Source organism: Romboutsia sp. CE17, assembly GCF_012317385.1.
Taxonomy (GTDB): domain Bacteria; phylum Bacillota; class Clostridia; order Peptostreptococcales; family Peptostreptococcaceae; genus Romboutsia_E.
This window is the reverse complement of record NZ_CP051144.1, coordinates 2,431,654-2,450,411: the sequence shown is the minus strand read 5'-3', so window position 1 is coordinate 2,450,411 and position 18,758 is coordinate 2,431,654. Positions and strand designations below refer to the sequence as shown.

Sequence of the window (18,758 nt, the reverse complement as noted above, 5' to 3'; positions counted from 1 at the left end):
GTAAGCAGAAATAAATTATTATATTTAGCTCCTTTAGGAGCATATAAAAGGCAATACGATAGATTATGAAAAAGGGGTAACTTTATTATGAAGAATAATGGATTAGTAATATTTATTTTTAAGAAACTTTTTAAGTTAGCAACCCTTCTTGTAGCATTATGTATTGTGACTTTCGTTCTTTTAGAAAAATCTCCTTTAGATCCTATACAGGCATATGTAGGAGCAGACTTAACAGTTAGCCAAGAGCAAAGAGACAATATAGCAGAACATTGGGGATTAGATAAACCACCGTTAGAAAGATTTGGTTCATGGTTTAAATCAATTGCAAAGGGAGATTTAGGAACATCTATGATATATAGAAGACCTGTAATAGATGTAATAGGTGAAAGGTTTATAGCTTCTTTAGGATTAATGATAGTAGCATGGATTATTTCAGGTATATTAGGATTTATTCTAGGAATAGTATCAGGTGTGAATGAGGGTAAGTTTGTAGATAAATTTATTCGGGGATATTGTTATATTTTAATATCAACACCAACTTTTTGGTTAGCAATATTATTAATTATAGTTTTCTCAGTAAATTTAGGTTGGTTTCCAACTGGTCTTGGAGTTCCAATAGGAATATTATCCGAAGAGGTTACATTTACAAGTTTAGTTAAGCACCTGATATTACCAGCATTAACATTAAGTATATTGGGTGTTGCAAATATTTGCCTTCATACTAGAGAAAAAGTTATAGAAGTTTTATCTAGTGATTACATATTATTTGCTAAGTCTCGTGGAGAAAGTAAAAATAGTATAATTTTTAATCACGTTATAAGAAATGTTGCTATGCCAGCAATAACATTACAGTTCTTATCATTTAGTGAGCTTTTTGCAGGAACTGTATTTGCAGAGCAAGTATTTTCTTATCCAGGCCTTGGTCAGGCAACTGTTCAAGCTGGTCTTAAAGGTGATTTACCTTTATTAATGGGAATTGTAATAATAAGTTTAATTTTTGTATATACAGGTAACTTAATAGCAGACATATTATACAGGGTTATAGATCCAAGGGTAAAAGGGGGTAGTAAGGTATGATAGCTAAATTAAAAAATAAAAATATAAGCTCATATAGATTACCCCAAAAAAGATTTGGAGCTAGAGAAAAAACTTTATTATCAATTATTATATTTACAGTATTTTTAGGTACAATTATACTTTTAGGCAATACAATTACATCAGAGCATATAAAAATAAATTTACGTGATAAGAACTTAGCTCCTAGTATGAGTCACTTATTTGGAACAGACTGGGTAGGTAGAGATATGTTTTATAGAACTATTAAGGGGTTAAGTCTTAGTATAAAAGTTGGATTACTATCTTCAGCTATAAGCGGAGTAATAGCTCTTATTTTAGGTTTAATGAGTGCTACTTTAGGGAAGGTAGTAGATGATTTCCTTACATGGTTTATAGATTTAGTATTATCAGTTCCTCATGCCTTAATTATAATTCTTATATCTATATCAGTAGGGGGAGGGTTCAAAGGTGTTGTAACTGGTGTTGCACTTACTCATTGGCCATCACTAGCAAGAGTTATTAGAGCTGAAGTTATGCAGATAAAAGAGTCTGACTATACTAAGATTTCTAGAAATTTTGGAAAGTCAAATTTATATATATCAGTAAATCATATACTTCCGCATATAATCCCTCAATTACTTGTAGGTATAGTACTAATATTTCCACATGCAGTACTTCATGAAGCCTCAATTACATTCTTAGGGTTTGGTTTACCACCACATGAACCAGCTATAGGAGTAATACTATCTGAAGCAATGAAATACTTAAATAGTGGTAGATGGTGGCTTGCGTTTTTCCCAGGTTTAAGCCTAGTAATAGTATCGCTAATGGTAGATAACATAGGAAAGCAAGTTAATAAATTAATAAATCCAAAAACAGCTTATAAATAGGAGGTAAATATGAAAAAGGAAACTATATTATCAGTTAAAGGCTTAGGAGTTTCTTTTTCTCAATATACAAGAGGACTAAGGAGAAGAGATTTAAAAGTAATAACCGATCTTGATATAGATTTATATGAAGGAGAAATTTTAGCGGTAGTAGGGTCAAGTGGATCAGGTAAAAGTCTATTAGCACATGCTATACTTGGAATACTTCCAGATAATTCAAGCACAGAAGGGGATATAATATATAATGGAAAAATATTAAATCAAAAAGATAAAGAAATGCTTAGAGGAAATGAAATAGCATTTATACCACAGTCTGTAAATTTTTTAGACCCATTAATGAAAGTATCAAAGCAGGTTAAAATATCTATAAATAATAAAAAAGAAGCAAATCATGTTCAAAGAAAAATATTTCAAAAGTATGGACTAGATAAAAATGTAGATAGTTTATATCCATTTGAATTATCAGGAGGTATGTCTAGAAAGGTACTTTTATCAACAGCATTAGTATCTGATTGTAAAGTTATAATAGCAGATGAGCCAACACCTGGTTTAGATGAAAAATCTCTTAATGATGCATTAAGAGACTTTAGAAATATAGCAGATAGTGGATGTGCTGTATTAATGATAACTCATGATATTGAAGCTGCTATTAAAGTTGCTGATAAGATTGCTGTATTTTATGCGGGAACAACATTAGAAGTTGCAAAAGTAAGCGATTTTAAAAATTCAGGTATCAATCTAAGGCATCCATATACTAAAGCTCTTTATCATGCATTACCACAAAATGGATTTAAACCTATAAAAGGAACTCAGCCAATGCCAAATGAACTACCAAAAGGATGCTTATTTCAAGATAGATGTGAAAAAGTAAGTGAAGAGTGTAGAGAAAAAAGACCAGATTCAAGAATGGTTAGAGATGGGATGGTGAGATGTATATATGCAACTTAAAGCGCAAGGTATAAATTTTAAATATAAAAATGATAGATATATACTTAAAGATATAGATTTTCATATAAATAGTGGTGAAGTAGTAGGGCTAGTTGCTCCAAGTGGATTTGGGAAAACTACACTAGCTAAAATATTGGTAGGTTATGAAAAGCCTGAAAGTGGTAGTGTTAGTATAGAAGGGATGTCATTAAATAAAAAAAATAAATATAACCCTATACAACTGATTTTTCAACACCCAGAAAAGGCTGTAAATCCAAAATGGAAAATGAGTAAAATTCTAAATGAGGCATTTGAACCTTCTGAAGAATTAATAAATAAAATGGGGATAAAAAAAGAATGGCTAAACAGATGGCCAAGTGAACTATCTGGTGGAGAGTTACAGCGTTTTTGTGTACTTAGAACTCTATCCCCTAAGACTAAATTTTTAATAGCTGATGAAATGACAACTATGTTAGATGCTATAACTCAAGCACAAATATGGGAAGTTGTGCTAGAATATGCTAAAAAATATAATATAGGGGTAATAGTTATAAGTCATGAAAAAGCTCTTGTAAATAGAATTTGTAATAGGGTTGTATATCTTAGTGAGTTTGAAGAACTTAAGGAAAATATTGTATAAATAGTAATGGATAGGTGTAATATTATACCTATCCATTACTATTTATAGTAAAATTTATATATTTTATAGATTTTAAACAATTATATTTGGTAAAAATTTAAGTATAGACTTTTATACAATTTGAACAAAATTAAAATTTAGATTAAAATAGATTTATATGACTGTAAATAGGAGGATTAATATGAATTTAGATACATTAAATCCTGCCCAGAGGGAAGCTGTAGAAAAAACAGAAGGCCCTGTACTTATACTGGCAGGAGCAGGATCGGGAAAAACTAGAGTTCTAACAACTAGAATAGCTCATTTAATGGAAAATAAAAATGTTCAAGCTGCAAATATATTAGCTATAACATTTACAAACAAAGCTGCTACAGAAATGAGAGAGAGAGTAGAAGAAACAATTAAAGAACTTGATACAAAGGACATGTGGATAACAACATTCCACTCTTGTTGTGTACGAATACTAAGAAAAGGAATAAATAGAATAGGATACAATAGAAGTTTTGTTATTTATGATAGCTCAGATCAGGTAACACTAATAAAGGATTGTTTAAAAGAGTTAAACTTAAGTGATAAGGTATTCGAACCTAAGTCGGTTATAAGTACTATATCAGGAGCGAAGGATAAATTATATAGTCCTGCACAATTTAAGGCATTATATAAGGATGATGTAAGAAACTCTAAGATAGCTGATATATACGCACTATATCAAGATCGTCTAAAAAGAAATAGTGCACTAGACTTTGATGATTTAATATACAAAACTGTTGAATTATTTAAAGAAGATCCAGAAACGCTAGAATTCTATAGAAGTAGATTCAAATATATAATGGTTGATGAGTATCAAGATACAAGTAAGGCTCAGTATGAATTAATAAAGATGCTAGCAAAACAACATCAAAACATATGTGTTGTTGGTGACGATGACCAAAGTATATATGGCTGGAGAGGTGCTGATATAAGAAATATACTTGAGTTCGAAAAAGACTATGATGATGTTCATGTAGTAAAGCTAGAGCAAAATTATAGATCAACTCAGATTATACTTGATGCAGCAAACACTGTTATATCTAACAATATAGAAAGAAAAAGAAAAAAACTTTGGAGCGAACAAAAAGACGGAGAGTTAATTAAGATACAGTTAGCATCAGATGAAATGGATGAAGCAGAATTCATAGCGGATACTATATCAAGATTAAAGAGAAGAGATAGAAGAAACTTTAGAGACTTTGCGGTTCTTTATAGAGCAAATGTACAAGCGCGTCCAATTGAAGATGCTTTAAATAGAAGTCAAATTCCATATAATATATATGGCGGAACTAAGTTCTATGAAAGGAAAGAAATAAAGGATTTAATTGCTTATTTAAGAGTTATACAAAATCCACAAGATGATATATCTTTAAAGAGGATTATAAATGTTCCTAGAAGAGGTATAGGCCTTAGAACTATAGAAAAAATAGAAGATAGAGCAAGCTTAAAGCAGGAAAGTTTATATTCCGTCCTTATAGATATAGAAAGTAATTCCGATATATCAACAAAAGCTAGAGCGAGTATAAGTGGATTTGTTGATTTAATGGGAACTTTAAGAACAATAAAAGAAGTATATCCTGTTAGTAAGCTAATAGAAAAGGTACTAGATACATCTGGATATTTAGATGAATTACAAAAAGATAGTAATAAAGAAGAAGCTGAAGATAGAATAGAAAACTTAAAAGAATTCATATCTGTAGCCATAGAATTTGAACAAAATAGCGAAGAAAAAGATTTAGAGACATTCTTAACAACAGTGGCACTTACATCAGAATCTAGTGATGATGAAGAAGATGATAGGGTATCTTTAATGACAATTCATACATCTAAAGGATTAGAATTCCCTGTTGTATTCTTAACAGGTATGGAGGAAAAATTATTCCCAATAGCAAGAGCTATTACATCTATGAGGGATTCTGATATAGAAGAGGAAAGAAGACTTTGCTATGTTGGTATAACAAGGGCAAAAGAAGAGTTATATATGACTTTAACTCAAAGAAGAACATTGTATGGAAAAACAAATCCATCTATAGCATCTAGATTTATGGAAGAATTACCTTCTGAATGTATAGAAAGACTTAATAAATCAGATAATGAATTAAGCTATTCTAAAGCTAATTATAATATACTAGATAAATATACTAAAAAGTATATGAATAATATTCAAAAGTCATCTATAGCTAAAAAAGTAAATGCAACTGTAAAAGATAGCACAAAAGAAACAAACATAGATGATATTAAGCCGGGGGCAAAAGTTCATCACCCTAAGTTTGGTGTTGGAACTGTTGTCATGATGAAAGGTACAGATGTAACAATCGCTTTTGATAATCAAGGTTTAAAGACTATAAATAAAGAATACACAACTTTAGACTTATTGTAATTTAGGAGGGTTATTGTGGAAATAAAAGAATTTGCTAGAGATTTATTAGAATATATATATGAAAGCCCAACATCTTTTCATGCAGTTAAGACATCAAAGAAGCTTTTAGATAATAACGGATTTAAAGAAATAAAATTAAATGAAAGATGGAAATTAGAAGTTGGAGGAAAGTATTATATAACAAAAAATTCTTCAGCTATAGTAGCTTTTATTATAAATTCTAAAGATATAGAAACAGAAGGAGTTAGAATGATAGCATCTCATTCTGACTCGCCTTCATTTAGAATAAAACCTAATGCAGAAATATGTGTAGAAAATACATACTTAAAATTAAATACAGAGTGTTATGGAGGTCCTATACTAAATACATGGTTAGATAGACCCCTATCAATAGCAGGTAGAGTGGTTTTAAAGAGTAATGATGTATTAAATCCTAAAGAGGTATTAGTAAACTTTAAAAAGCCAATTTGTATAATACCTAATGTTGCAATACATTTAAATAGAAGCATAAATGACGGATATAAGTACAACAAACAAAAAGATATGTTACCTTTAATAGGTTTAATAAATGAATCCTTAGAAAAAGATAATTTTCTTGTTAAAGAATTATCTAAAGAACTAGATGTTGAAGTTCAAGAGATATTAGATTTTGATTTATTTTTATATGAATATGAAAAAGGTTGTTTAATGGGTATAAATGAAGAATTCATATCTACAGGAAGATTAGATAACTTATCTATGGCTCATGCTAGCTTAAATGCTCTTATAAATTCAAAGGGAACTAAAGGTATAAATTTAGTAACAGTATTTGATAATGAAGAAGTTGGAAGCTCGACTAAGCAAGGAGCAGACTCTAATATGCTACTTAATATACTAGAAAGAATTTGTATATCTTTGGGAAAAGATAGAGAAGAATTCTTCACAACTATGTATTCATCATTTATTATATCAGCGGACTTAGCGCATGGAATTCATCCAAATATGTCAGAGAAGCATGATCCAACTAATAGGCCAGTATTAGGAAAAGGTCCTGTTATAAAAATAAATGCAAATCAGTCATATACAACTGATGCATATTCTTCATCAATATATAAAGGAATTTGTAATAAATCTAATGTTAATTATCAAGAGTTTGTAAATAGATCAGATGAAAGAGGTGGAAGTACTATAGGTCCTATATCATCAACACATATAGATATACCATCTGTAGATATAGGAACTCCAATACTAGCAATGCATTCAATAAGAGAGCTAGGATCAACAGAGGATCACTATAGTATATACAAAACATTTAGATCATTTTTTGAAATATAAATAAGGAGACGAATTATGAGAATAGGATTATGCCTTGCAGGTGGAGGAGCTAAAGGAGCTTATGAGGCTGGAGTTATAAAAGCATTATATGATAAAGGTATAAAGAATTTTTCTTCTATATCTGGAACTTCAATAGGTGCAGTAAATGGATATTTTATATACACACAAAATGTTGAAAAATTAGAAGATATGTGGATAAATATTGAGCAAAATTCAAAAAAAGGTGTATCAATAAAAAATAATATTGTGGATAATTCAGAAGTTATTGAAAATTTGAACGAGCTTTATGATAATTCTAATGAAAGCACTAACTTTTATGTTAATTATGTAAAAGTTAAGAATAAGAATATAGAAGAAGTTGTAGAGGAATTATCTAAGCTAGATAAAGTAGATAGATTGAATGCTATAAAATATAGCTCTTTATTACCTTTTAATCCAAAAGGAACATTAAATTTAAAAGATCAGTTTATTAAAGATGTAAATGAAGGTATGTATGAAGATTACAATTTAGATGGTGGATTAGTAAGAAATACATTAATAGAGCCTCTAATTGATGATAATGTGGATAAAGTAATAGTCATATCAACAAGACATGATTTTGAATTATCAGACAAAATAAAGTCAAAGTTTAATGAAAATAAAATAATAGTTGTTAGGCCTAAGACAGAGTTAACAAGTAAAGATACTCTTAAATTTAGTAATGAATTCTGTAAAAGAATGTTTAATGAAGGTTATGAAATAGGAAGTTCTATAAATATAGAAAATTAGTAAGATTATATGAACAATTATATGTAAATTAATAGAATTGTATTAAATGTATTGAATAAAAAGTAAAATATTAGTATAATATAAAAGTTCTTCGAAATGACAAAAAGAGACATGGAGTTGATATAAATTATGGCAACTAAAAGAATCGCCGTTTTAGGTGGTCCAAGATGTGGAAAAACAACATTAATACAACACCTATATGTTGAAATGAAAATAGCAGGATTAAATGCAGGATATGCATTAGAGTATTCTACAGAATACCTAAAAGATAAAGGTATGATAGAGACTATATCCGAGCAATATGGTATATATTTAGGTCAAAAAAAGTTAGAAGATGAATTATCTGCTTTTGATTATGCCCTTACAGACTATGCTACTTTTGTACCATACATATATGGAAGATTTATGTTAGGAAACAAAGAAAGAAGCAAGAAAGAAATAGAGATATTAAAAGATTTATACTCTCTTGCATTAGAAGATATACAAAACTATGACATGATAGTTTATGTTCCAAGAGAATTTGGATACGTACAAGATGGAGTTAGATGGCAAGCAGAAGATATAGCATTACAAATAGATGAAGCTATATTAAACTTCTTAAAAGCTGAAAATATAAATTTCATTGAAGTAAAAGGTTCTACAAAAGATAGAGCTAAACAAATTCTAGAACTATTAGAAATAGATTATAAAGAAACGCCACAATTAGCTAAAACAGAGAAGAACTCTAAGTAAAAATAGATTACTATACAATAAAAATGGTATTAAGCTTTATGTTTGATACCGTTTTTTATTATATAGAAAATTGTATCAATATAAATTTTAATTTAAAGAAACTATTATGACCTTAAATTAAGAAAATATTGGCTTTATTTTTTATACTGTTAGTATATAATATATGATGTACATATTTTAATTTGAAAGGATGTAATTATTATGGAAAATAAAAACCCAATAGTAACTATAGAAATGGAAAATGGAAAGAAAATTATAGCTGAGTTATATCCAAATATAGCTCCAAATACTGTTAAGAACTTTGTAAGCTTAATAGAAAAAGGATTTTACAATGGAGTAGGATTCCACAGAGTAATACCAGGATTCATGATACAAGGAGGATGCCCAGATGGAAATGGAATGGGTGGACCAGGGCATTCAATAAGAGGAGAATTCACTAACAATGGATTTACTAATAACTTAAAGCATGAAAGAGGAGTATTATCAATGGCTAGAACAATGAACCCTAATTCTGCAGGTTCTCAGTTCTTTATAATGCATCAAACATCTCCACACTTAGATAGAGAATATGCTTCATTTGGTAGAGTAATAGAAGGTATGGATGTAGTAGATGAAATAGCTAATACACAAACAGATAGAATGGATAAGCCAAGAAATCCACAAGTTATGAAAAATGTAACTGTAGAAACATTCGGACAAGATTATTCAGATGTAGAAAAAATGTAAATTAATATAATATTTTTTTAAAGTATTAAGATTTCTTATTTACTTTGTGTTGAATTTCATATAAAATAGTAAAGTAATAAATCCTAAAACACATTTTAATGAAAAAAATATTGTTAAACCAGTTAATTTGATTGCACGATCATAGTGAATCAAGAAAAGACAACATCATTTATAAAAGAAATATTGAAGATATTTCAACAAAAAAGTGAACTCATAAGAGTTCACTTTTTGTTTATATAAAATTTATTAAATTACATATTTCTAACTGCAGCTGTTAAGTTAGGTACTAATTGTTTCTTTCTAGAAACTACTCCTGGAGCAAATACTCCTTGAGCACCATTTACATTAAACGCTTCAGATATTAATTTATCTTCAGCTTTATATATTAAGTAAGAACCTTCTTTGATTATGTCTGTTACAGCTAAAACTAGCATGTCATAATCAGTAGAATTTATATAAGATAAGAATTGGTCTTGCTTAGCAAATATAGAGTCTATATCTAACGTAAATACTTGACCTATACCAACTCTCTTACCACTCATACTGAATTCTTTAAAGTCCATATTTACTATTTCTTCAATGCTGTATTCATCTAGAGAAGTACCGAATTTGAACATTTCCATTCCATAAGCTTCCATGTCAACTCCAGCTATTTTACTTAATTCTATACAAGCTTCTTTATCTAATTCAGTAGTAGTTGGAGATTTAAATATTAAAGTATCTGATAATATAGCAGATAATAATAATCCAGCTATATGCTTAGGTATTTCAACATTATATTCTTTAAACATTTTATAAATTATAGTACATGTACATCCAACTGGCATAACTCTTATAGATACTGGAACATCTGTAGTTATTCCGCCTACTTTATGATGATCAACTATTTCAACTAAGTTAGCTTCTTCTATACCATCAGCACTTTGAGCAAACTCATTGTGATCAACTAATACTACATTTTTCTTAGTTGGGTTTAAAAGATGTTCTCTAGATAATAACCCTAAGAAGTTGTTATTTTCATCTACTACAGGATATGATCTAAAGTTTGTATTTAACATAATTTCTTTAACATCTTCAGCATAGTCATTTTCGTTGAAGATAATTAATTCATCTCTGATTATGATATTTTCTAAGTAATTACATTGATTTATGATATTAGATGTTTTATATGTATCACAATCAACTGATATTATTGATACACCATTTTGCTTAGCAAGAGATAATAATTCATCACTTAAAGTTGTGTTACCAGTTACAATTAAAAGTTTAACTTTTGTATCTATAGCATACTCTATAACGTCGTATCTATTCCCTACTATAGCGACGTCACCTTCAGATAATATATCCATTACAGTTTCCATATTAAATGATAATGTAACAACTCTACCTTTTATTTCTTCGTTACAATTTACAAGGACTGAACCATTAAGGTTCTTGCATATATTTGATATAGAAGTATGTATAGTATTAAAGTGTTGATGAAGAAGGCTTTCAGCTATTTCTTTCATAGTTATTATACCTTCAAACTTACCACTTTCAGATACTACAGGTAATGTTTTAACATCTTTATCACTCATAACAGAGTATGCTTCAAGTACTGAAGCAGATGGGCTTAAGGCCTCAACTTTGTTGTAACTTAAATCTTTTACTTGTATCTTTACGTTATCTAATATTTTAGGGGCATCAACCTTGAAATAGTTTAAAGCAAATTGAGCTTCTTTTCTTGGTTCTCCTAAAGCACACGCAACTGCGTTTTCACCTAATTGATTTTTTAGGTATGTTAATGAAATTGATGAGCATATTGAATCTGTATCAGGATTCTTGTGCCCGAAAACTAATAATGTCATTAAAAAAACTCCTCTCATTAAAAAGTAACTATAATTAACTAAAATCATCTTGATAATAGGTTAAGACTAAGTCTAATTCTTAAATATTATACCAAAAGGAGGCATATATTTGTTGATAAAAAGGAAAAAAATTAATAAAGTAGTTCTATTATTACCCATTTTATTAATCATAATAACAATTGTATTTAGTATTAGTATACTAAAGAGTAATAGAAGACAATATACAGATAATACAAAAGTACTATCTACCATAAGCCAAGTATTAGATTTAAATACAGTAAAATATACTTATAGCAATATTGTATCAGTAAAAAAAGATAAAAGTATAAATGATATAAAAATACCTTTTACAGAACAATCCTTTATTATTAAATATGAGGGTGTAATAAACGGAGGTATAAAACCAGAAGACATAAATATTATAGATAATACAGGAAAGAAGATAATTATAGAAGTAAATCAATGTAGAATATTAGACCATTACATAGATGATGAAAACTTATATGTATATGATATAAAAAACTCTATTTTTAATAAACTAGATACCAATGAAATTTTAAATGATATAAGTAAATATAAACAAGAATATGAGGAAAAACTAATTAATGAAGGATTTATGGAAGAGGTAGAGTCTAATACTAAAGCTAGTTTAACCAATATGCTTAAGAGTATAGGTTATGAAGAAATAGAAGTTATATTCAAATAGCTACATATGTTTTATAATAATAAAAAAGATTCGGGTTAGAATTATATACTATCCTGAATCTTTTTTTATCTAAAAAATGTATAAAAATTAACAATATAAATTTAAGATAAATTTATATACAATAATCTTTGAATAGAAGGGAATTTAAAAATAAATACTTAGCAAAGATGCTTAAAAATATTAGAAAATACAGGTTTTGTAAGGACATACAAATAAAAACGTTTTCATTTAAGGGGATTGAAGAAAAATTAACAAAACCTATTGACACTTAGATTTTGTTGAATTAATATAAAATATATAATAAGTTTGTGAATTAACTAACGAAAATGAATAGATTTGATGGGGGGATAAAATATGAGTAAAGAATCTAGAAAATTAAAAGTAGTAGATAATAATGAGTTTAGTGTTGAAAATATGATTGATGATTTAGTTTTAAAAGCAGAAAAAGCAAAGGAGGAAATGTTAAGTTTAGACCAAGAAGCAATAGATAATATAGTCAAAGAAATGGCTATGGCAGGGCTTGATAAACACATAGAACTTGCACAAATGGCAGTAGAAGAAACTAAAAGGGGAATATTTGAAGATAAGGTAACTAAAAATATGTTTGCCACAGAATATATCTATCATAGTATAAAATACAATAAAACAGTTGGAGTTATAGAGAAAAATGAAGAAGACGGATATATGTTAATAGCTGAACCAATAGGTGTAGTTGCAGGTGTAACACCAGTTACTAATCCGACTTCTACAACAATGTTTAAATCAATAATATCTATAAAAGGAAGAAATCCAATTATATTCAGTTTCCATCCATCAGCTCAAAAATGCTCTTCTGAAGCCGCTAGAATATTAAGAGATGCAGCTATAAAAGCAGGAGCTCCTAAAGACTGTATACAATGGATAGAAACTCCATCAATAGAAGCTACTAATTTACTGATGAAACATAATGGAGTATCTATGATACTTGCAACTGGTGGACCAGGAATGGTTAAGGCAGCATATTCTTCAGGAAAACCAGCTTTAGGTGTTGGAGCAGGAAATGTTCCTTGTTATATAAATAAAACTGCAGATATAAAACAAGCAGTAAATGATTTAATATTATCAAAAACTTTCGATAATGGAATGATATGTGCTTCTGAACAAGCTGTTATAATAGATGAAGAAATATACAATGAAGTAACTGATTTAATGAAATATTATGGGTGTTACTTTGTAAATAAAGAAGAAAAAGAAAAATTACAAAATTTAGTTATAAATGCTGAATCTTGTTCAATAAATCCTAGTATAGTTGGTCAAAGTCCATATACTATAGGTAAAATGGCAGGTATAGATGTACCAAAAGATGCAAAAATGATTGTTGCAGAACTTGAAAAGGTAGGAATGGAAGATCCTTTATCAAAGGAAAAATTAAGTCCAGTTCTTGCGTGTTATAAAGTTAAAAATGCTCAAGAGGGAATACAAAAATGCGTAGAGATGACTGAGTTTGGGGGATTAGGACATTCTGCTGTTATACATTGTAATGATGATGATGTAATATTAGAATTTAGTAAAAAAGTAAGTACAGGTAGATTAATTGTAAACTCACCTTCAACTCATGGTGCAATAGGGGATATATATAATGTAAATACACCATCATTAACATTAGGATGTGGATCAATGGGGAATAACTCAACAACAGAAAACGTATCAGCAACTAACTTAATAAATGTTAAAAAAGTTGCAATGAGAAAAGTAAATATGCAATGGTTTAAAGTACCTGAAAGAATATATCATGAGTTTGGTTCTATAAGTTACTTAGAAAAGTTACCAAATGCTAATAGAATAATGATAGTAACTGATAGAGTTATGCTTCAATTAGGAAATGTAGATAAAATAATTCATCAATTAAGAAAAAGAAGAAATCCTGTAATGATAGATATATTTAGTGATGTAGAGTCAGATCCATCAGTAGATACGGTATTAAATGGTGCAGAAGCTATGAGAAAGTTTAAGCCAGATACTATAATAGCTCTTGGAGGAGGTTCTCCAATGGATGCTGCTAAGGCTATGTGGTTATTCTACGAAAATCCAGAAGCTAACTTTGATGATTTAAGATTAAAATTTGCTGATATAAGAAAGAGAGTATTTAAGTTCCCTAAATTAGGTCGACAAGCTCAATTAGTAGCTATACCAACCACTTCAGGAACTGGCTCAGAAGTTACTTCTTTTGCCGTAGTTACAGATAAAGTAAATGATATTAAGTATCCTTTAGCAGATTATGAATTAACTCCAGATGTAGCTATAATAGATCCAACTTTAGTTATGACAGTACCAGCTAGTGTTACAGCAGATACAGGCGTTGATGTATTAACTCATGCGATAGAAGCTTATGTTTCTATAATGGCAACTGATTATACAGATGCGCTAGCACTAAAAGCTATACAATTAGTATTTGATTACTTACCAAAAGCTTATAGAAATGGAAACGATAAAGAAGCAAGAGAAAAAATGCACAATGCATCTTGTATGGCAGGGATGGCATTTACAAATGCTTTCTTAGGAATTAACCATTCATTAGCGCACAAATTAGGTGGAGAATTCCATATACCACATGGTAGAGCAAATGCTATATTATTACCATATGTTATAAAATATAATGCTACTAAGCCTTCTAAGTTTGTTGCATTCCCTAAATATAAAGAGTTCGTAGCAGATAAAAAATACACTGAAATAGCTAGATTCTTAGGATTAAAAGCTAACACAGTTGAAGAAGGTGTTCAAAGCTTAATAGATGCAGTAAATAACTTATTAGTTGAATTAAATATACCAAAAACTATAAAAGAGTGTGGAGTATTAGAAGAACAATTCTTAGCTAAAGTTGACAAGTTATCTTTGGATGCTTTTGATGATCAGTGTACTCCTGCTAACCCAAGATTACCATTAGTTGAAGAATTAAAAGAAATATATTTAACAGCTTTTGGTCAAAGAGAAGAAAATTAATTTTATAGAGCTTAAATTAACTTTATGAAGTTTTAAGAAAATATATATTATTATCTAGCTATCAGTTATAAAATAAGGGGCCTATGAGGACCCCTTATTTTTATATTTAGATAAATAAAGTTTTACATTTTTGTTCTTGTAACTAATACTTTTTCATGATTATTTTTAATATTAAATATATAATTCTCATAATTAAATTCAAAGTTTGCAAAGGCAGAGAATAAATCAATATCTCTCATAAGATGTATAGTCATTAAATGGCTATCTTTATTTAATCTTAAGATTAGCGATCTTACAAATGGAAATTGTATCCTACCATTAAAGAAATCACAATTATCACATTCTATATCTAAGCTACGATAATTTACATCTATAAATAAATCAATATCTCCATTTTCTTCTCTTATAACCCTGTATTCGAAATCTGTATCTAATTTTAAACTCCCTATTTCTATCATCATGTCACCTCTTATTATCACTAAATTTACCTTAATAAAATTATTACTAATTATAACTTATATATAAATTATTAACTATAAATAATTAAATATTTGTTTATATAAATTTTAATATAAATAAAAAGAGCTTTCATTGGGGGAATGAAAGCTCAAAATTGGGGGAGATTGAGTTAAATATTTAATTTTCATTAGTTATTATTGTCCGATAAAATTTTTTTATACATTAAATGTAAAATTTTTTTACTATAAATAAATTTGCTAGAGATTCGTACTATTAAATTATAAACTCAAGGTAATAAAAATGTTGAATGGAATGCAGCGCTTAAATAATATTTAAATTTCTACCTATAATAATTGCCAATATTTATGAAACTATTATTATAGTAGCAGTTTGCCAAAAAAGATAGCCTTTGGCTATCTTTTAGGATTTATAAACTTAGCTCCTAAGTATTTTTTTATGTCTTCATCAGAAGAGAAATCATCTATAAGTATTTCTCTACCACTATCCTCTAAAATAACTAAAACTTCACAATCGCCTTTTAAGAAAGCTTTTTGAACTGTTTCTTCTCTAACTTCTCTTTTTTTAGTAATTCCTTTTTTAGCTTTTTCATAGTCCTTAACAAAGTAACTATCCATCATATTTATTATTTTAGTATATCTATTCATAAAATTACCTCCTACGATTTATCATATAAAGTATGTTATAATAATTGTTTGTATTAACCTAATAATTATAACAAGGAGTAATAATAATGACTAGTATAAAAAAAATAGATGTTTTAAAATCTATAGATTTTGCTAAAAAAAATAAATTGTTTGATAGATTAAATTATATTTATAGCACTTTACCTATTGGAGAATGTACAGGATGCGGAAAATGTTGTATGGAATCGGTAGGAATAAATTTAGTTGAATTTTTAAATATATATAAATATTTAATTGACAAAGATGAATTAAGAAAAAGTTCATTAGATAGAATAATAGATTATTATTTTTTAGAGTACTCAGAGAAAAGATGTTGTCCATTTAGAGATGAAAATAATAGATGTTTAATATATGAAGTAAGACCTTTAAATTGTAGATTATTTGGTCATTGGAAGAAAGATGATTATAATAAGAATTTAGGCAATATTAATCAGAAAAATAGAGATTATCAAAAATATATAAAATCTAAGTATGGTTTTGATATAAGTAATGAAGTTGTAAACTTTAAAATAAAGTATTGCGAAGATTTTATACCACAAAATGATTACTTAGATAAATCTACACGATTAAGTTTTTCTGACGAAATTATGACACTAGATTCAAGATTTTTTGCAAATGAAATAATTGATATAGAGTTTAGGGACAGAGGAATTGTAGAATATTTTGTAGAATTATTATTAAATCAGAATGTAGCTTATAATATAAAAATTAAGATTTCTCAAAATGAAAGAATAAGAAAGAGAACTATAAATAGACTAAAGAAAATATTAATAAGATAGTGGTGAAATTATGAGTTTAATAAAAATAAAGGGTAATACTCATTATATAAAAGGTGGCACAAATAGTGGAATATATTTATTTGAGGATAATACAGCTCTTATAATAGATCCAGGTCGTTTGGGAAGAAGGATAAAAAAGACTTTTGAACAAAATAACATTAAACTAAATTATATTATAAACACACATGAACATGATGATCATTATGGTGCTTGTGAGAATTTAAAAAATGATAATAACGATCTTTTAATACTATCTTCTAAATATACAAAGCTCTATATAGAAAATCCAGAATTATTTTCAACGTATATAATTGGAGGAAAGTCTAATAAATTTCTAGATAAATGTTTTAAAGATAAAACTTCGGAAAGTACAAAAGTAGATATTGTTTTAACTGAAGGTAAAAGAATATTAAATGATAAAGTATTTGAGATAATAGAATTTAAAGGACATACTAATGGAAGTATAGGAATTATGACTGAAGATAAGGTAATATTTGTAGGAGATTTACTTGTAGGTGAAGAAATGCTAAGTAAATATGACTTCCTATTTATATTTGATATAAAGGAATATTTAGAAAGTTTAAATAAGATTAGAAATATAAACTTTGAATATATGGTATTAGGTCATGGTAAAAATATAGTATCCAAAAAAGAAAGTTATAACTTAATAGAAAAACATGAAAAAGCTATATATAAATATTTAAAACAAATAAAAAATGAATTAAAAGAGCCTATTGGATTAGAAAGTATATTAAAAAATATAATAGTAAAGAATAATTTACCTTGTAATTATAAAGAGTATCATTTTTATAAAAGTTCTCTAATTTCGGTAATAAGCTATTTATGTGATTTAAATGAAATAAGTTATACAATGCAGAATGGGGAACTGCTTTATTATATCCAAAGAAATCAAATTATGATAAAATAAGTATGACTGTAAAAATAGAAATAAAGGGTGAGCAAGATGGAATATGAAAGATGGGATGAAGTATTGGCTCCTTATGAACACGCGGTAGAAGAGTTAAAAGTTAAATTTAAAAATATAAGAAAAGAATTTTTAACTAAGGGAGAGTACTCCCCAATAGAATTTGTTACAGGAAGAACTAAGAAAATAGCTTCGATAATATCTAAAGCTAAAAGATTAGATATAGATGATATAGAAGAAAATATGGAAGATATAGCTGGTATAAGAATAATGTGCCAGTTTGTTGAAGATATATATACAATAGTTGAATTAATTAAAAATAGAAGTGATATGTCAATAGTATACGAGAAGGATTACATAAAGAATTTTAAAGATAGTGGATATAGAAGTTATCATGTAATAATAAGATATCCTATAAATTCTATAGCGGGTTCTAAAGAAATCTTATGTGAGATACAAATAAGAACCTTAGCTATGAACTTTTGGGCTACTATAGAACACTCATTAAAATATAAATATGAACATTATATACCTGAAGATTTAGCTGTAAGGCTAAGAAGAGCTGCTGATGCTGCATTCTTACTAGACCAAGAAATGAGCGAGATAAGAGAAGATATAATGAAGGCTCAAGTAATGTATCAGGTAAAAAATGTAACCGTAAGAGATGTATTGAAAAAAATACAAGAATTGTATAACTTAGGAGATACAAATAAAGCCATTATTTATCAGAGACGATTAGATAAAATTGATAATGAAGAAGATATAACTGAAATAATAAAATTAAAAAGAGAAATAGATGATTTATTAGAAGTCTATAAAGACACTAGAAAAAAATAAGGGGGAGCCGTCTCAAATGATTTTGAGGTGGCTTCTTTGACTTTAATATGAGTTTATATATA

The 18,758-nt window shown here is 28.0% G+C and carries 17 protein-coding genes; 14 read left to right on the top strand and 3 right to left on the bottom strand.

The window, feature by feature from the left end; translation table 11 throughout:
- Positions 1-87 precede the first annotated feature (87 nt).
- The 9 genes from HF520_RS11705 (at position 88) to HF520_RS11665 (ending at position 9,460) form a co-directional block, all read left to right on the top strand.
- Positions 88-1,077 carry an ABC transporter permease gene (locus HF520_RS11705; protein WP_168574206.1) on the top strand — a complete coding sequence of 330 codons (990 nt, stop codon included), beginning with the start codon at positions 88-90 and terminating at the stop codon, positions 1,075-1,077.
- Positions 1,074-1,946 (top strand): ABC transporter permease, encoded by an 873-nt coding sequence (locus HF520_RS11700; RefSeq protein ID WP_168574205.1) that lies wholly within the window; start codon positions 1,074-1,076, stop codon positions 1,944-1,946. Before HF520_RS11705 ends, HF520_RS11700 begins: the two co-directional genes overlap by 4 nt.
- 9 nt (positions 1,947-1,955) lie before the next feature.
- The gene (locus HF520_RS11695) at positions 1,956-2,891 is read left to right on the top strand and encodes an ABC transporter ATP-binding protein (protein WP_168574204.1); all 936 of its coding nucleotides are present in this window, start codon (positions 1,956-1,958) and stop codon (positions 2,889-2,891) included.
- Entirely contained in the window at positions 2,881-3,510 is a 630-nt protein-coding gene (locus HF520_RS11690) for an ABC transporter ATP-binding protein (protein WP_168574203.1), read from the top strand. The genes HF520_RS11695 and HF520_RS11690 overlap by 11 nt, the downstream gene beginning before the upstream one ends.
- Before the next feature lie 181 nt (positions 3,511-3,691).
- Positions 3,692-5,920: a DUF3553 domain-containing protein gene (locus HF520_RS11685; RefSeq protein ID WP_168574202.1), complete on the top strand. Its 2,229-nt coding sequence runs from the start codon at positions 3,692-3,694 to the stop codon at positions 5,918-5,920.
- A 21-nt stretch (positions 5,921-5,941) separates the two neighbouring features.
- Positions 5,942-7,234, top strand: a complete 1,293-nt coding sequence (locus HF520_RS11680; RefSeq protein WP_442970753.1) for a M18 family aminopeptidase — start codon at positions 5,942-5,944, stop codon at positions 7,232-7,234.
- Positions 7,235-7,249: 15 nt separating this feature from the next.
- Positions 7,250-8,002 (top strand): patatin-like phospholipase family protein, encoded by a 753-nt coding sequence (locus HF520_RS11675; RefSeq protein ID WP_168574200.1) that lies wholly within the window; start codon positions 7,250-7,252, stop codon positions 8,000-8,002.
- Between the two features lie 129 nt (positions 8,003-8,131).
- The gene (locus HF520_RS11670; protein ID WP_168574199.1) at positions 8,132-8,734 is read left to right on the top strand and encodes an AAA family ATPase; all 603 of its coding nucleotides are present in this window, start codon (positions 8,132-8,134) and stop codon (positions 8,732-8,734) included.
- A gap of 201 nt (positions 8,735-8,935) precedes the next feature.
- Entirely contained in the window at positions 8,936-9,460 is a 525-nt protein-coding gene (locus HF520_RS11665) for a peptidylprolyl isomerase (protein ID WP_168574198.1), read from the top strand.
- Between the two features lie 251 nt (positions 9,461-9,711).
- Here HF520_RS11665 and HF520_RS11660 read toward each other — a convergent pair whose 3' ends face one another.
- On the bottom strand, positions 9,712-11,307 hold the full coding sequence (locus tag HF520_RS11660; RefSeq protein ID WP_168574197.1) for a putative manganese-dependent inorganic diphosphatase: 1,596 nt from the start codon (positions 11,305-11,307) through the stop codon (positions 9,712-9,714).
- 112 nt (positions 11,308-11,419) lie between these two features.
- On the opposite strand from HF520_RS11660, the gene HF520_RS11655 reads away from it, so the two are divergent.
- Both HF520_RS11655 and adhE read left to right on the top strand, forming a co-directional pair.
- The gene (locus HF520_RS11655; RefSeq protein ID WP_168574196.1) at positions 11,420-12,013 is read left to right on the top strand and encodes a DUF4230 domain-containing protein; all 594 of its coding nucleotides are present in this window, start codon (positions 11,420-11,422) and stop codon (positions 12,011-12,013) included.
- A 354-nt stretch (positions 12,014-12,367) separates the two neighbouring features.
- On the top strand, positions 12,368-14,992 hold the full coding sequence (adhE, locus tag HF520_RS11650; RefSeq protein WP_168574195.1) for a bifunctional acetaldehyde-CoA/alcohol dehydrogenase: 2,625 nt from the start codon (positions 12,368-12,370) through the stop codon (positions 14,990-14,992).
- Between the two features lie 122 nt (positions 14,993-15,114).
- On the opposite strand, the gene HF520_RS11645 is transcribed toward adhE, so the two are convergent.
- Together HF520_RS11645 and HF520_RS11640 are read right to left on the bottom strand one after the other, a co-directional pair.
- Complete coding sequence (locus HF520_RS11645) at positions 15,115-15,450, bottom strand: hypothetical protein (protein WP_243155149.1); 336 nt, start codon at positions 15,448-15,450, stop codon at positions 15,115-15,117.
- 414 nt (positions 15,451-15,864) lie between these two features.
- The gene (locus HF520_RS11640; protein WP_168574193.1) at positions 15,865-16,116 is read right to left on the bottom strand and encodes a hypothetical protein; all 252 of its coding nucleotides are present in this window, start codon (positions 16,114-16,116) and stop codon (positions 15,865-15,867) included.
- Between the two features lie 86 nt (positions 16,117-16,202).
- Between HF520_RS11640 and HF520_RS11635 the strand changes: the two genes are divergently transcribed.
- From HF520_RS11635 to HF520_RS11625, 3 genes are read left to right on the top strand one after another with little or no spacing between them, the layout of a single operon-like run.
- A complete protein-coding gene (locus HF520_RS11635; protein ID WP_168574192.1) occupies positions 16,203-16,934 on the top strand; it encodes a YkgJ family cysteine cluster protein in 732 nt (243 codons plus the stop codon).
- A 10-nt stretch (positions 16,935-16,944) separates the two neighbouring features.
- Positions 16,945-17,862, top strand: a complete 918-nt coding sequence (locus HF520_RS11630) for an MBL fold metallo-hydrolase (protein WP_168574191.1) — start codon at positions 16,945-16,947, stop codon at positions 17,860-17,862.
- A gap of 36 nt (positions 17,863-17,898) precedes the next feature.
- A complete protein-coding gene (locus HF520_RS11625) occupies positions 17,899-18,696 on the top strand; it encodes a GTP pyrophosphokinase (protein ID WP_168574190.1) in 798 nt (265 codons plus the stop codon).
- Positions 18,697-18,758: the final 62 nt, after the last annotated feature.

Excerpts from the sequence above, each read along its gene's own strand:
- HF520_RS11695 (WP_168574204.1), top strand. The coding sequence starts at position 1,956 with ATGAAAAAGGAAACTATATTATCAGTTAAAGGCTTAGGAGTTTCTTTT.
- HF520_RS11705 (WP_168574206.1), top strand. The coding sequence starts at position 88 with ATGAAGAATAATGGATTAGTAATATTTATTTTTAAGAAACTTTTTAAG.
- HF520_RS11700 (WP_168574205.1), top strand. The coding sequence starts at position 1,074 with ATGATAGCTAAATTAAAAAATAAAAATATAAGCTCATATAGATTACCC.
- HF520_RS11690 (WP_168574203.1), top strand. The coding sequence starts at position 2,881 with ATGCAACTTAAAGCGCAAGGTATAAATTTTAAATATAAAAATGATAGA.
- HF520_RS11630 (WP_168574191.1), top strand. The coding sequence starts at position 16,945 with ATGAGTTTAATAAAAATAAAGGGTAATACTCATTATATAAAAGGTGGC.
- HF520_RS11685 (WP_168574202.1), top strand. The coding sequence starts at position 3,692 with ATGAATTTAGATACATTAAATCCTGCCCAGAGGGAAGCTGTAGAAAAA.
- HF520_RS11670 (WP_168574199.1), top strand. The coding sequence starts at position 8,132 with ATGGCAACTAAAAGAATCGCCGTTTTAGGTGGTCCAAGATGTGGAAAA.
- HF520_RS11625 (WP_168574190.1), top strand. The coding sequence starts at position 17,899 with ATGGAATATGAAAGATGGGATGAAGTATTGGCTCCTTATGAACACGCG.
- HF520_RS11665 (WP_168574198.1), top strand. The coding sequence starts at position 8,936 with ATGGAAAATAAAAACCCAATAGTAACTATAGAAATGGAAAATGGAAAG.
- HF520_RS11640 (WP_168574193.1), bottom strand. The coding sequence starts at position 16,116 with ATGAATAGATATACTAAAATAATAAATATGATGGATAGTTACTTTGTT.
- HF520_RS11675 (WP_168574200.1), top strand. The coding sequence starts at position 7,250 with ATGAGAATAGGATTATGCCTTGCAGGTGGAGGAGCTAAAGGAGCTTAT.
- adhE (WP_168574195.1), top strand. The coding sequence starts at position 12,368 with ATGAGTAAAGAATCTAGAAAATTAAAAGTAGTAGATAATAATGAGTTT.
- HF520_RS11660 (WP_168574197.1), bottom strand. The coding sequence starts at position 11,307 with ATGACATTATTAGTTTTCGGGCACAAGAATCCTGATACAGATTCAATA.
- HF520_RS11645 (WP_243155149.1), bottom strand. The coding sequence starts at position 15,450 with ATGATAGAAATAGGGAGTTTAAAATTAGATACAGATTTCGAATACAGG.
- HF520_RS11635 (WP_168574192.1), top strand. The coding sequence starts at position 16,203 with ATGACTAGTATAAAAAAAATAGATGTTTTAAAATCTATAGATTTTGCT.